We start from the raw sequence: 13,594 nt of genomic DNA, 5'->3' as shown, positions 1-13,594 counted from the left end.
ACCCATCAACAACCAGCTTTATTTACCATCCCTTATTTGCTATAATTCAAAGGTACATATAATAGGGCTGGGGGTACCATTGGTGATATATTATTTAATTGCACTTTTTATCATAATAGTGGATCAAGTAACAAAATATCTGGTTGTACAATACATGGAACTAGGGGAGAATATCCCAATAATCGAAAACTTCCTTTATTTATCCTCCCATCGCAATCAGGGTGCTGCTTGGGGAATCCTGCAAGGACAGATGTATTTCTTTTACATCATCACCATGGGGGTTGTGATTGGATTGATCATCTATCTGCAGAAGCTGCCGAATGATCAGAAATGGATGAAACTTGCATTAAGTCTCATGCTTGGAGGCGCTGTCGGAAACTTTATCGATCGCCTGCTTCATCAGGAAGTGATCGATTTTATCAACACCTTTATTTTCTCGTACGATTTCCCGATCTTTAATGTAGCGGATTCTGCATTGGTGATTGGTGTTGGAATAATTTTAGTGTTAACCTTACTAGAAGGTAAGAAAGAGAAGGAGAATACAAATTAATGGAAGAAACAGTACAGATACACATCGATGAAACACAGAAGAATGATCGGATCGACAAGGCGATTTCCAGTCAGCACGATGAATGGTCAAGGTCACAGGTTCAGCAATGGATCAAAGAGGGACATGTTCTAGTAAATGGCGAAAAAACGAAACCGAATTATAAATGCAGCGTGGGAGACACGATTACTGTACTTATTCCAGAACCAGAAGCACTGGATGTTGTTCCTGAAGAAATGGATCTGGATATCTATTTTGAGGACTCCGATGTAATTGTCGTAAACAAGCCAAGAGGCATGGTGGTACATCCGGCTGTTGGCCATGCGTCAGGAACGCTTGTTAACGGGCTTATGGCTCATTGCAAGGATCTTTCCGGCATTAACGGAGTTTTGCGCCCTGGAATCGTGCATCGAATCGATAAGGATACAAGTGGCCTTTTGATGGTGGCAAAGAATGATTTTGCACATGAAAAATTGGTGAATCAGCTTGTAGCCAAATCCGTGACCAGAAAATACGAAGCGATTGTCCATGGTGTGATCTCACATGATGTCGGAACAATTGACGCACCTATCGGACGTGACAAAAAAGATCGTCAAGCGATGACAGTAACGGATGAAAACAGCAGAAATGCCGTTACTCATTTCAGAGTTCTGGAACGGTTCAAGGATTTTACCCATGTAGAATGCCAGCTTGAAACGGGCAGGACGCATCAAATCCGTGTTCATATGAAATATATCGGCTATCCATTAGCAGGTGATCCGAAATATGGACCGAAAAAGACATTGGATATTGAGGGCCAGGCCCTGCATGCTGGCGTTTTAGGTTTCGATCATCCCCGTACGGGAGCATACATCGAATTTCAGGCGCCGATTCCTGCAGATTTCGAGCATATTCTCAAAGTTTTAAAAAATCGTTGACAGCCTAAAGTTATTTTGAGATAATCATAACAGTTGAATAAGACCTTTAAACGACAGTCCCGTGAGGCTGAGAAGGTAACGGATATACGAAAATTGGATGAGTTCTATACTGTCCCTCTATTTTCGTGTACAAAAACCTCTCATCATACGGTGAGAGGTTTTTTGTATGAGTCGTTACGAAAACACTGATAAAAGAGGAGGGCTTAGAATGTCGGAAAAAGCGATAATTTTAGATGAACAAGCCATTCGAAGAGCCTTGACCCGCATTGCACACGAAATCATTGAACGTAACAAAGGTGTAGAAGATTCCGTCCTGGTTGGAATAAAAACAAGGGGAATTCACCTCGCCAAACGATTGGCTTCGAGAATCAATGAAATAGAGGATAAAGAGATTCCGGTTGGTGAACTGGATATCACATTATATCGTGATGACCTTACCACAAAGACACAGGATAATGAGCCTTTGGTAAAGGGATCGGACATTCCGGTTTCCATCACCAATAAGAAAGTGATTCTGGTGGATGACGTGCTTTTCACTGGCAGGACGGTTCGTGCAGGGATGGATGCCCTGATGGATTTTGGAAGACCGTCTCAAATTCAGCTTGCTGTTCTTGTTGACAGAGGTCATCGGGAGCTGCCGATCAGAGCGGACTTTGTTGGAAAGAACATTCCAACAGCTAGCTCGGAAAAGATTGTCGTCGAATTATCTGAAATAGACAATAACGATCAAGTAAGTATACATGATAAATAACAGACCCTTTTAAAAGCAGTCCCGTGAGGCCGCAAAGGGGTAAATTGGCTCTAGACCCGCTTGTACGCAAGCGTTTTAGGGACCTCTCTACCTCTTTGTGCCTCAAAAAGCACAAAGAGTTTTTTTATGAAAAAAATTGGAGGTCCTACCCTATGAGAGAAAAACCTGTTTTAGACATACATGAAGTACCAAGTAAACCAAAGTGGCTGATACTGAGCCTGCAGCACCTGTTCGCGATGTTCGGTGCAACGATTTTAGTACCGATGCTAGTAGGGTTGAGCCCTGCTGTGGCCTTGATGTCAAGCGGACTTGGAACCCTTGCCTATCTATTGATTACAAAAGGGCAAATCCCGGCATATCTGGGGTCATCATTCGCCTTTATCGCACCGATCATTCTTGTATCGCAATTACATGGCCCGGGGGCAGCGATGATCGGGAGTTTCATGGCTGGGCTTGCATATGGAGTAGTTGCCCTTATGATTAAAAAGCTCGGACATCAATGGATATTGAAGCTGTTGCCACCGGTTGTGGTGGGACCCATCATCATCGTGATCGGATTGGGTCTGGCAGGAGTGGCGGTCGACATGGCAATGTACGAAAATCCAGGGGCACCTGAAGCGGAATTGATCTATAGTGTGAAGCATCTGATGGTTGCACTGACAACCTTGGCCATTACAATAGGCTGTACCATTTTTCTAAGAGGGATCTTCAGTCTGATCCCGATTCTGATCGGGATCATCGGGGGATATATCACCGCTTACTTTGCAGGACTGGTTAATCTGAGTGTTGTGAAAGAAGCGGATTGGATTGAAGCACCAAACTTCTTGATACCTTTTGTCAGCTATACACCAAATTTCAATCTTTCCATCCTGTTCATCATGGTACCGGTTGCGATTGTGACCCTGTCTGAACATATCGGACACCAGATGGTATTAAGCAAAGTAGTGGGTAGGCCTTTTGTAGAGAAACCAGGCCTGCACAGGTCAATCCTTGGAGACGGGGTTGCCACCATGATTGCTTCATTGATCGGTGGACCACCAAACACGACTTACGGAGAGAACATAGGAGTACTTGCAATCACGAGAGTGTTCAGTGTCTTCGTCATCGGAGGCGCGGCAATCATCGCCATCATCTTCGGATTTATCGGTAAAATTTCGGCATTGATCAGTACGGTCCCAAGCGCGGTAATGGGAGGCGTGTCCATCCTTCTCTTCGGGATCATCGCATCAAGCGGACTGCGTATGTTGATTGATAATAAAGTGGATTTCAGCATCAATAGAAACCTGATCATCTCATCCGTCATCACGGTCATCGGTGTCGGGGGAGCGTTTGTGAAAATCGAAGACTTCCAGATTGCAGGCATGGCATTAGCGGCCATCATCGGTGTGGTATTGAACTTGATCCTGCCTGAACAAAAAGCAGGAAAAGAAGCAAATGAAAAGCAAAATAAAGTAGCTTAACCTTTTAAAAGAAGTCCAGAGAGGCTGAGAAGGGTGAATGGCTAAAGCAAAGGCACAAGGGGATGTATAACTGCATCCATGACTTGTAGACTTGCGCATGCCAAAAAACACCCTTCCGACTCAGGACAGGGTGTTTTTTTATCAATGGGAGGTTAAAAGATGAGACATTTACGGACCATGGGTGATTTAAAAAATGAAGAGATTTTTGAGCTTATAGAAGAAGCGATCTCATTCCAACAGGGAAAAGAATGGACACCTGAAAAACAGACATTTGTGGCCAACCTGTTCTATGAATCCAGTACAAGGACAAAATGCAGCTTTGAAGTGGCTGAAAGAAAACTTGGATTACAAGTACTACCTTTTGAAGTGGGCACATCAAGTGTCAACAAGGGGAAAGCTTGTATGATACCGCCAAGACCCTGCAGTCCCTTGGGGTGAATGCACTTGTCATCCGACATCCATCCGAGGCGTATTTTGAACAATTACATACCATTGATGCCGTAATCATAAACGGTGGTGATGGCTGTGGGCACCATCCGACACAATCCTTGCTTGATCTGATGACAATCTATCAGGAATTCGGAACCTTCCATGGAATGAAAGTAACCATCATCGGAGATATCCGCCATAGCCGGGTAGCCCGCTCCAATGCGGAGGTGCTGGAAAGACTGGGCACGGAAGTAAAGTTTGTCGCACCTCCGGAATGGAAAGATAAAAACTTTCCTGATGATGCCTACATCACAATGGAAGAAGCAATTGAAACAAGTGATGTCGTCATGCTGCTCAGAATTCAGCATGAAAGGCACCACGCGAAAGAAAACGTAGTGGATGAGTATCACCAGCAATACGGATTGACATTAGAGCGAGAAAAGAGAATGAAATCGACAAGCATCATCATGCATCCGGCTCCAATAAACCGCGGAGTGGAAATCGCCACAGAACTGGTAGAATGTGAGCGTTCAAGAATCTTCAAGCAGATGGAAAATGGCCTGTATATGAGAATGGCAGTTTTAAAGAGAGCCCTGACAAAAATTGAAGGAGGAAATAAACATGACAACATTACTAAAGAATGGGAAATGGCTTAATTCCAAAGGAGAAATGGAAAAGGTGGATGTCCTGATTCAAAACGGTAAAATAGCGAACATCTCCTCCTATATTGAAGCAACTGGGACAGAACAAGTGATAGAGCTTGATGGAAACTTGGTTTCGGCAGGATTCATTGATGTACATGTCCACCTGAGAGAACCGGGCGGCGAAAAGAAGGAAACGATTGAAACCGGAACAATGGCAGCGGCTAAGGGCGGTTTTACAACAATCTGCGCAATGCCAAATACAAGACCAACACCAGATACGAAAGAGCAGCTGGAATGGCTGAACAATAGAATCGCAGAAACTGCAAATGTACGGGTGCTTCCATACGCTTGCATCACGACAAGACAGCTTGGGGAAGAGCTTACCAACTTTGAAGAGTTGAAGAGATCTGGTGCATTTGCTTTTACAGACGACGGAGTGGGAGTACAGGATGCATCCAAAATGCTTGCAGCGATGAAAAAAGCAGCATCGTTGAACATGGCCATTGTGGCGCACTGTGAAGAAAACACACTGATCAACAAGGGTGCGGTACATGAAGGGAAATTCTCAAAGGAACATGGACTGAACGGCATTCCTTCCGTATGTGAATCCGTTCATATCGCAAGGGACATTCTCCTTGCCGAAGCGGCAGGCTGCCACTATCATGTATGCCATATCAGCACAAAAGAATCGGTACGAGTAGTCCGTGATGCCAAAAAAGAAGGAATTAAGGTGACAGCCGAGGTAAGCCCGCATCATCTGCTTCTTTCCGAAGAGGATATACCAGGCCCTGATTCCAACTTCAAAATGAATCCTCCATTAAGAGGAAAACAGGATCAGGAGGCACTGATTGAAGGTCTGCTGGATGGGACCATCGATTTCATTGCAACAGACCATGCACCGCATACTGCAGAAGAAAAGGCCGAGGGAATGGAAAAAGCACCATTTGGCATAGTCGGACTGGAAACAGCTTTTCCTTTGCTGTACACAAATTTTGTAGAAAAAGGAACGTTCACACTAAAGCAGCTTCTTGATTGGTTGACAGTAAAGCCTGCAGAAGTATTCCAGCTTCCATTCGGAAAATTGGAGGCAGGTTCACCTGCTGACCTGACCATCATCGAATTGGATAGGTCAGCAGCGATTGATCCGGACAGCTTCCTTTCAAAAGGAAAAAACACTCCTTTTGCCGGGTGGGAGTGTAAAGGATGGCCAGTAATGACAATAGTAGATGGAAAACTAGTTTGGCAGAAAGGTAGTGTTCAAGTATGAATCGACAACTAATCTTAGAAGATGGCACTTTCTTTATAGGAAAGGCCTTTGGCAGCGAAAAGGACTCTATTGGCGAAGTGGTTTTTAATACAGGCATGACAGGATATCAGGAAATCTTATCTGATCCATCCTATTGCGGACAACTTGTGACTTTAACTTATCCATTGGTGGGCAACTACGGAATCAATCGTGATGATTTTGAATCCATCCACCCTGCCATCCATGGCTTCATTGTAAAAGAGGTGAGCGATTACCCATCCAACTTCCGTAATCAGTGGACATTGGACGAATTTTTCAAAGCGAAGGATATACCGGGTATCGCAGGGATTGATACAAGAAAATTGACTCGTATCATCCGCCAATACGGAACACTTAAGGGGGCGCTATGCGGACTCGACGTGGACCGCGACGAGGTGATCAACAAACTCAGAGCGACGACTCTGGCAACCAATCAGGTGGAGCAGGTTTCCACCAAAACAGCATACCCAAGTCCAGGACGTGGGTACAGGGTTGTACTCGTAGACTTCGGTATGAAGCATGGAATACTCCGCGAACTGAACAAAAGGGGCTGTGATGTAGTAGTGGTCCCATACAACATAACAGCCGAAGAAATCATGCAGCTGAGCCCTGATGGCGTCATGCTGTCAAACGGTCCTGGGGATCCAAAGGATGTCCCGGAAGCAATTACCATGATTCAAGGTTTGCTCGGCAGGGTTCCAATTTTTGGGATATGCCTCGGCCACCAGTTGTTTGCTTTGGCAAGCGGTGCAGACACAGAAAAAATGAAGTTCGGACATAGAGGATCGAACCATCCTGTCAAGGATCTTCGTACAGGCAAGGTTGCACTCACTTCCCAGAACCACGGTTACACTGTAACTGAAGAATCGATTGCCAATACTCGACTCGAAGTGACACATAGAGCATTAAACGATGGCACCGTTGAAGGTGTGAAGCATAAGGACTATCCAGTATTCACTGTGCAGTATCATCCGGAGGCAAGCCCTGGTCCTGAGGATGCCAATTATCTGTTCGATCAATTCATGGAACTCATCAAAGAAGCGAAGAAGGGGGAACTAGCATGCCAAAACGTTTAGACATTCAAACCATCCTAGTAATCGGCTCTGGACCAATCGTAATCGGTCAAGCAGCAGAATTTGACTATGCAGGTACACAAGCATGTATCGCACTAAGAGAAGAAGGCTACCGTGTTATTCTCGTAAACTCCAATCCTGCCACCATCATGACGGACCAGGAAATGGCGGATAAAGTGTACATGGAGCCATTGACTGTGGAATTTGTCAGCCGGATTATCCGCAAGGAACGTCCTGATGCCCTTCTTCCTACGCTAGGCGGACAAACAGGACTTAACTTGGCAGTGGAACTTGCAGAAGCGGGTGTATTGGAGGAGTGTAACGTCCAGATCCTAGGAACAAAGCTATCCGCCATCCAAAAAGCGGAAGACCGCGACCTTTTCCGCACACTGATGAATGAACTGGGCGAGCCTGTTCCGGAAAGTGACATTATCACAAACCTCGATGAAGCCTACCAATTCGTGGATAGGGTTGGTTATCCAGTCATTGTAAGACCTGCTTATACGCTCGGGGGAACAGGCGGGGGATCTGTAACGACAAGGAAGAATTGGATGAAATTGTGACAAGCGGCCTGAAAAACAGCCCGGTGACACAATGCCTTCTAGAGAAAAGCATCGCCGGATTCAAGGAAATCGAGTACGAAGTGATGCGCGACAGTAATGACAACGCAATTGTCGTCTGCAACATGGAAAACATTGATCCGGTTGGCGTGCACACAGGCGATTCGATCGTAGTGGCACCGAGTCAGACTTTAAGTGACAGAGAATATCAGCTCTTGCGCAATGTGTCCTTGAAAATAATCCGTGCCTTGGAAATTGAAGGTGGCTGCAACGTTCAGCTGGCACTAGACCCTCATAGCTTCAACTACTACATCATTGAAGTAAATCCAAGGGTAAGCCGCTCATCAGCATTAGCTTCCAAGGCGACGGGTTACCCGATTGCGAAACTGGCTGCAAAAATTGCGGTGGGTCTGACGCTTGATGAAATGATGAACCCGGTAACAGGAAAAACCTATGCTTGCTTCGAGCCGGCATTGGATTATATTGTAACGAAGATTCCAAGGTTCCCTTTTGATAAATTTGAATCTGCCAATCGCAGGCTGGGTACCCAGATGAAGGCTACAGGCGAAGTGATGGCCATCGGACGTACATTTGAAGAATCGATATTAAAAGCGGTCCGATCTCTTGAGTCCAATATCAGCTATCTTGAGCTGGAAGCAAGCGAAGGGTTCTCTGACGACCTAGTGGAAAAACGCATCAGAAAAGCAGGGGATGAAAGATTATTCTATATCGCAGAAGCAATACGCCGCGGGGTTTCCATCCAGACCATCCATGAATGGTGCGAAATCGATCTGTTTTTCCTGCAGAAATTGCATAAGATCCTGGCGATGGAAGAGTTCATCACAAGTAATAAAGGATGCCTTTCCACACTGATTGAAGCAAAGGAAATGGGCTTCAGTGATGAGACTATTGCAAAGTTGTGGGCCACAAGCGAGAGGGACATCTACGAGCTTCGCCTGCAGGAAGATATCGCACCGGTCTATAAAATGGTCGATACTTGCGCCGCTGAGTTTGAATCAGGTACGCCATACTATTACGGAACGTATGAAGAGGAAAACGAATCGATTGTAACAGAAAAGGAAAGCATTGTGGTGCTTGGGTCAGGACCGATCAGGATCGGCCAGGGTATCGAGTTTGACTACGCAACCGTCCATTCCGTATGGGCAATTAAAGAGGCGGGCTATGAGGCGATCATCATCAACAATAACCCTGAAACAGTTTCAACTGATTTCAGTATCTCTGACAAGCTATATTTTGAACCCCTGACAATTGAAGATGTCATGAACATTATCAATCTGGAAAAACCAAAAGGGGTAGTCGTACAGTTTGGCGGTCAGACAGCAATCAACCTTGCAGCGGAACTTGAAGCAAGAGGTGTGAAGATCCTTGGTACCACACTGGAGGATCTGGACCGGGCAGAGAACCGCGATAAGTTTGAACAGACCTTAACAAGCCTTGGCATCCCACAGCCAAAGGGCAAAACGGCCATCTCGATTCCAGAGGCGATTGAAATTGCGGAATCGATAGGCTATCCGGTCCTTGTCCGCCCATCCTATGTGCTTGGTGGCCGTGCAATGGAGATTGTCTACAAGTCTGATGAGTTGCTCCATTATATGAAGAACGCAGTCAAAATCAATCCGGAACACCCGGTATTGATTGATAAATACATGATTGGAAAAGAAATAGAGGTAGATGCGATTTCGGATGGCATGGATGTATTCATCCCAGGAATCATGGAGCATATAGAGCGGGCTGGAGTGCACTCCGGAGACTCCATAGCGGTCTATCCCCCTCAGACTCTGAGCCAAAAGATCAAGGATCAGATCATCGACTATACAACAAGATTGGCAAAAGGCTTGAATATTATCGGATTGCTGAACATTCAATTCGTCATCTACAAAAATGAAGTATACGTCATCGAAGTGAATCCAAGATCAAGCCGTACTGTGCCTTTCTTAAGTAAAATCACGCATGTACCAATGGCAAAGGTGGCAACCAAGATCATCCTCGGGAGTAGCTTAGCAACGCAAGGGTATGGCTCCGGACTGCAACCTGAAACAAAAGGAGTATTCGTAAAAGTCCCAGTCTTCTCTTTTGCAAAACTAAGAAATGTAGATATCACACTTGGACCTGAAATGAAGTCCACCGGGGAAGTGATGGGGAAAGATATTACTCTCGAAAAAGCACTGTATAAAGGACTTGTCGCATCAGGAATATCCATCAAGACATATGGATCTGTGCTGTTCACCATCGCGGATAAAGATAAAGAAGAAGCGTTGCAGCTTGCAAAAAGGTTCCACCGAATCGGCTACAAGATCCTGGCCACGGCAGGTACAGCTGGATATTTCGGGGAAGAGAATATCCCGGTAACGGTAGTGAACAAGATTGGTGGCGAATCACCGAATCTGATCGATGTCATCCGAAAAGGCCAGGCACAGTTTGTCATTAACACGCTGACAAAAGGGAAACAGCCTGCACGTGACGGATTCAGAATTCGCAGGGAATCAGTAGAAAATGGCATTCCATGCTTAACCTCCCTTGATACGGCTAAGGCTATTCTTAGAGTATTGGAATCTATGACCTTCTCGATTGAATCCATTGAAGCATTGGAAAGCAAAGAAAATGAGGCGGTGTACAGCTAATGAAAAAAGCATGGATGAAAGTAATCTCTCAAAAAAACATTGCACGTAATATTTACGAAATGACACTGGAAGGGGAGCTCGTCGATTTGATGAGTTCTCCTGGACAGTTCGTTCATATCCGTGTAGGCGAAGGGCTAGATCCACTTCTTAGAAGACCAATCAGCATCGCTTGCATCGATGATGTTAAGCGACAATGTAAAATTACCTATCGGGCTGAGGGAAAAGGCACCATGCTTTTAGCGAAGAAACTGCCAGGGGATCTTGTAGATGTGCTAGGACCACTCGGTAACGGCTTTCCGTTGCATGAATTGCAAAGAGGAGATCATGCCCTGATTGTCGGTGGAGGCATCGGGGTACCCCCACTCCTTGAATTGACGAAGCAATTAAATCGGAAAGGGGTTCGTACGACTCATGTCCTAGGTTTTCAATCGAAAGAAGATGTTTTTTATAAAAATGACTTCGCATATTTCGGGGACACCTATATCGCAACGGTAGATGGATCCTACGGAACAAAGGGCTTTGTCACAAACGTACTGGATGAAATAACGCCTAGCTTTCACACCCTCTTTTCTTGTGGACCGACCCCTATGTTGAAAGCTCTGGAAAACCTCTATCCTGAGGGAAATGTGTATCTATCCTTGGAAGAACGGATGGGTTGTGGAATAGGTGCATGCTTTGCATGCGTCTGTCACCTCCAGAATGACCCTGATGGATATTCCTATAAAAAAGTATGTACAGATGGACCGGTATTCCGTGCGAGGGAGGTTGTATTATGAGTTGTCTGAATGTCAAATTGCCTGGACTGGACTTGAAAAATCCGATCATGCCCGCATCTGGCTGCTTCGGTTTTGGTAGAGAATATGCAAAGCTATATGATCTAAACCTTTTAGGTGCAATCATGATTAAAGCTACGACGCTTGAACCAAGGTTTGGAAATCCCACTCCCAGGGTGGCAGAAACCAATGCAGGAATGCTGAATGCAATCGGTCTGCAAAACCCGGGATTGGAGAAGGTTTTGTCAGAGGAGCTGCCATTTCTGGCAAACTATGACGTCCCAATTATTGCGAATGTAGCAGGTTCTAAGATAGAAGACTACGTATTGGTTGCCAAAGAGGTCTCTAAGGCTCCGAATGTTCACGCCCTGGAGCTGAACATCTCGTGTCCGAATGTAAAGACTGGCGGAATTGCTTTTGGTACAGATCCTGAAGTCGCATTTGAAGTGACGAAGGCTGTTAAAGAGGTTTCTGAAGTGCCTGTGTATGTCAAGCTGTCACCGAATGTCTCCAATATAGTGGATATTGCAATGGCAATTGAGAAAGCTGGTGCGGACGGCTTAACGATGATTAACACGCTTCTTGGGATGCGCATTGACCTGAAGACGGGACGTCCAATTTTAGCAAACGGTTCAGGGGGTTTATCTGGCCCGGCCATCAAACCAGTTGCCATTCGTATGATACATGAAGTGAGTCAAAAGGTGACGATTCCGATAATCGGAATGGGAGGCGTACAGTCTGCAGAGGATGTCCTGGAATACTTTTTCGCAGGCGCGAGTGCGGTAGCGGTAGGAACAGCAAACTTTGTAGATCCGTTCATTTGTCCAACCATCATCGAGGAACTTCCATATAAACTGCATGAACTTGGTTTTGATCATATCTCAGAGTGTACCGGAAGGAGCTGGAATCAGCATGCGAAAATCGCTTATAGTCGCGCTTGATTTTCCGAACAGGGAAAAGGTAACAGCATTCCTTGCCAATTTCAAAGGTGAACAGTTATATGTGAAAGTGGGGATGGAGCTATTCTACCAGGAGGGACCCGACATCATCAGGCTTCTACAGGATCATGGCCATGACATATTTCTGGATTTGAAGCTTCATGATATTCCACATACCGTCCATCAAGCAATGCGTGGATTGGCAAAGCTTGGTGTAACTATGACAAATGTGCATGCAGCAGGCGGAAAAGAAATGATGCGCGCAGCACTCGAAGGCCTAGAAGAGGGTTGCACTTCCAATGGACGGCCGGCTCTAATCGCCGTGACGCAGCTGACCAGTACTTCAGAGGCAAGAATGAGAGAGGAACTCCTGATAGAGCGACCGCTTCATGATGTTGTGCTACATTATGCGAATAATGCGAAGGAGAGCGGTTTGGATGGTGTGGTTTGTTCCTCCCTCGAAGCGCCTCTTTTAACACAGAAGCTTGGAAGCACCTTCAAAAAAGTGACACCTGGCATCCGCATGAAAGACGATGATAAAGCTGATCAAATCAGAATTGTAACACCGTCGGACGCAAGGAAGCTTGGTGCAACAGAAATAGTAGTTGGAAGAAGCATCACAAGAGCTGCAGATCCGAAACAGGCATATCAAGAGATTCTACAACATTGGCAAGGAGTGGAGACAATATGAATACAACAGTAGCAGAGGATCTTCTAAGAATAAAAGCGGTTTTTTTCCAGCCAAGTGATCCATTCACCTGGTCATCCGGAATTAAATCCCCAATCTATTGTGATAACCGTTTAACCATTTCCTATCCTGATGTAAGAAATAATATTGCGACATCTTTAGCAGAGCTTGTAAAGGCAAAGTATCCTGATGCGGATGTGATTGCAGGGACCGCTACAGCAGGTATTCCTCATGCAGCTTTTGTGAGCGAAAAGCTGAACCTTCCGATGTGCTATGTCAGAAGCAAGCCAAAGGAGCATGGAAAAGGGAAGCAGATTGAAGGAAGGGTGCAGGAAGGCCAGAAGGTGGTTGTAGTGGAGGATCTCATATCCACTGGAGGCAGTTCCATCAATGCGGTAGAAGCGCTGCGAGTGGCCGGTTGTGAGGTGCTTGGGGTCGTGGCAATCTTTACATATGGACTGGAAGTGGCAAAGGATAATCTGACTACTCATCAGATTCAAGCGGACGCCATCTGTGATTATCAGACATTGTTGAATGTCGCAATTGATAAAGGCTATCTGCAGGAATCCGACCGATTGAAGCTCGGGAAATGGCTCGAGAATCCGACGAGTGAGACGTGGATGAGGTTTTGATTTAGGCTCATTTCGAAACTAATCTTGCAAAAGCAAGAAGGTATCTAAAAATGAAGTGTCCTCTTTCAACACCCTGTTGATTTCCGTTCCGGGTGTTCGGTTTCCGCGGGCGGCCTCGGGAGCCTCCTCGGCGCTAAAGCGCCTGCGGGGTCTCCCTTGACACGCTGCTCCCGCAGGACAAGGAAGGCTGCGGCAGCGATACATCGCACGAAGAAAATGCTCGCATTTTCGAGGAGTCTCACACCCTGCACTACA

At 45.7% G+C, this 13,594-nt stretch carries 10 protein-coding genes and 2 pseudogenes; all 12 read left to right on the top strand.

Features of this window, described 5'->3' with window-relative positions:
* The first annotated feature begins 82 nt into the window (after positions 1 to 82).
* The 12 genes and pseudogenes from lspA (at position 83) to pyrE (ending at position 13,339) form a co-directional block, all read left to right on the top strand.
* A complete protein-coding gene (gene lspA / locus ABN702_RS10550; RefSeq protein WP_417900613.1) occupies positions 83 to 550 on the top strand; it encodes a signal peptidase II in 468 nt (155 codons plus the stop codon).
* Positions 550 to 1,464, top strand: a complete 915-nt coding sequence (locus ABN702_RS10545) for an RluA family pseudouridine synthase (protein ID WP_417900612.1) — start codon at positions 550 to 552, stop codon at positions 1,462 to 1,464. The genes lspA and ABN702_RS10545 overlap by 1 nt, the downstream gene beginning before the upstream one ends.
* Before the next feature lie 208 nt (positions 1,465 to 1,672).
* Positions 1,673 to 2,215 carry a bifunctional pyr operon transcriptional regulator/uracil phosphoribosyltransferase PyrR gene (pyrR, locus tag ABN702_RS10540; RefSeq protein WP_417900611.1) on the top strand — a complete coding sequence of 181 codons (543 nt, stop codon included), beginning with the start codon at positions 1,673 to 1,675 and terminating at the stop codon, positions 2,213 to 2,215.
* A gap of 152 nt (positions 2,216 to 2,367) precedes the next feature.
* Positions 2,368 to 3,675 carry a solute carrier family 23 protein gene (locus ABN702_RS10535; RefSeq protein ID WP_417900610.1) on the top strand — a complete coding sequence of 436 codons (1,308 nt, stop codon included), beginning with the start codon at positions 2,368 to 2,370 and terminating at the stop codon, positions 3,673 to 3,675.
* Positions 3,676 to 3,834: 159 nt separating this feature from the next.
* Positions 3,835 to 4,760 (top strand): annotated as a pseudogene (locus tag ABN702_RS10530) (aspartate carbamoyltransferase catalytic subunit).
* Positions 4,726 to 6,015 (top strand): dihydroorotase, encoded by a 1,290-nt coding sequence (locus tag ABN702_RS10525; protein WP_417900609.1) that lies wholly within the window; start codon positions 4,726 to 4,728, stop codon positions 6,013 to 6,015. Before ABN702_RS10530 ends, ABN702_RS10525 begins: the two are co-directional and overlap by 35 nt.
* Positions 6,012 to 7,109 (top strand): carbamoyl phosphate synthase small subunit, encoded by a 1,098-nt coding sequence (locus ABN702_RS10520; RefSeq protein ID WP_417900608.1) that lies wholly within the window; start codon positions 6,012 to 6,014, stop codon positions 7,107 to 7,109. The genes ABN702_RS10525 and ABN702_RS10520 overlap by 4 nt, the downstream gene beginning before the upstream one ends.
* A pseudogene (gene carB / locus ABN702_RS10515) lies at positions 7,094 to 10,308 on the top strand (carbamoyl-phosphate synthase large subunit). The gene ABN702_RS10520 and the pseudogene carB overlap by 16 nt, the downstream one beginning before the upstream one ends.
* Positions 10,308 to 11,084: a dihydroorotate dehydrogenase electron transfer subunit gene (locus ABN702_RS10510; protein WP_417900607.1), complete on the top strand. Its 777-nt coding sequence runs from the start codon at positions 10,308 to 10,310 to the stop codon at positions 11,082 to 11,084. Before carB ends, ABN702_RS10510 begins: the two are co-directional and overlap by 1 nt.
* The gene (locus ABN702_RS10505; protein WP_417900606.1) at positions 11,081 to 12,022 is read left to right on the top strand and encodes a dihydroorotate dehydrogenase; all 942 of its coding nucleotides are present in this window, start codon (positions 11,081 to 11,083) and stop codon (positions 12,020 to 12,022) included. Before ABN702_RS10510 ends, ABN702_RS10505 begins: the two co-directional genes overlap by 4 nt.
* Positions 11,994 to 12,710, top strand: coding sequence for an orotidine-5'-phosphate decarboxylase (gene pyrF, locus ABN702_RS10500; RefSeq protein WP_417900605.1), 717 nt, complete (start codon positions 11,994 to 11,996; stop codon positions 12,708 to 12,710). Before ABN702_RS10505 ends, pyrF begins: the two co-directional genes overlap by 29 nt.
* Positions 12,707 to 13,339 carry an orotate phosphoribosyltransferase gene (gene pyrE / locus ABN702_RS10495; protein WP_417900604.1) on the top strand — a complete coding sequence of 211 codons (633 nt, stop codon included), beginning with the start codon at positions 12,707 to 12,709 and terminating at the stop codon, positions 13,337 to 13,339. The genes pyrF and pyrE overlap by 4 nt, the downstream gene beginning before the upstream one ends.
* The last annotated feature ends 255 nt before the right edge of the window (positions 13,340 to 13,594 follow it).

It is taken from the genome of Bacillus haimaensis (genome assembly GCF_048270625.1).
Classification (GTDB): Bacteria; Bacillota; Bacilli; order Bacillales; family Bacillaceae_I; genus Sutcliffiella_A; species Sutcliffiella_A haimaensis.
The sequence above is the reverse complement of the archived record's forward strand: the minus strand, read 5'-3'. Positions and strand labels throughout refer to the sequence as shown.

Bases quoted from the DNA above. Each gene is read 5' to 3' on its own strand.
- ABN702_RS10545 (WP_417900612.1), top strand. From the start codon at position 550: ATGGAAGAAACAGTACAGATACACATCGATGAAACACAGAAGAATGAT.
- pyrR (WP_417900611.1), top strand. From the start codon at position 1,673: ATGTCGGAAAAAGCGATAATTTTAGATGAACAAGCCATTCGAAGAGCC.
- ABN702_RS10535 (WP_417900610.1), top strand. From the start codon at position 2,368: ATGAGAGAAAAACCTGTTTTAGACATACATGAAGTACCAAGTAAACCA.
- ABN702_RS10525 (WP_417900609.1), top strand. From the start codon at position 4,726: ATGACAACATTACTAAAGAATGGGAAATGGCTTAATTCCAAAGGAGAA.
- ABN702_RS10520 (WP_417900608.1), top strand. From the start codon at position 6,012: ATGAATCGACAACTAATCTTAGAAGATGGCACTTTCTTTATAGGAAAG.
- ABN702_RS10510 (WP_417900607.1), top strand. From the start codon at position 10,308: ATGAAAAAAGCATGGATGAAAGTAATCTCTCAAAAAAACATTGCACGT.
- ABN702_RS10505 (WP_417900606.1), top strand. From the start codon at position 11,081: ATGAGTTGTCTGAATGTCAAATTGCCTGGACTGGACTTGAAAAATCCG.
- pyrF (WP_417900605.1), top strand. From the start codon at position 11,994: ATGCGAAAATCGCTTATAGTCGCGCTTGATTTTCCGAACAGGGAAAAG.
- pyrE (WP_417900604.1), top strand. From the start codon at position 12,707: ATGAATACAACAGTAGCAGAGGATCTTCTAAGAATAAAAGCGGTTTTT.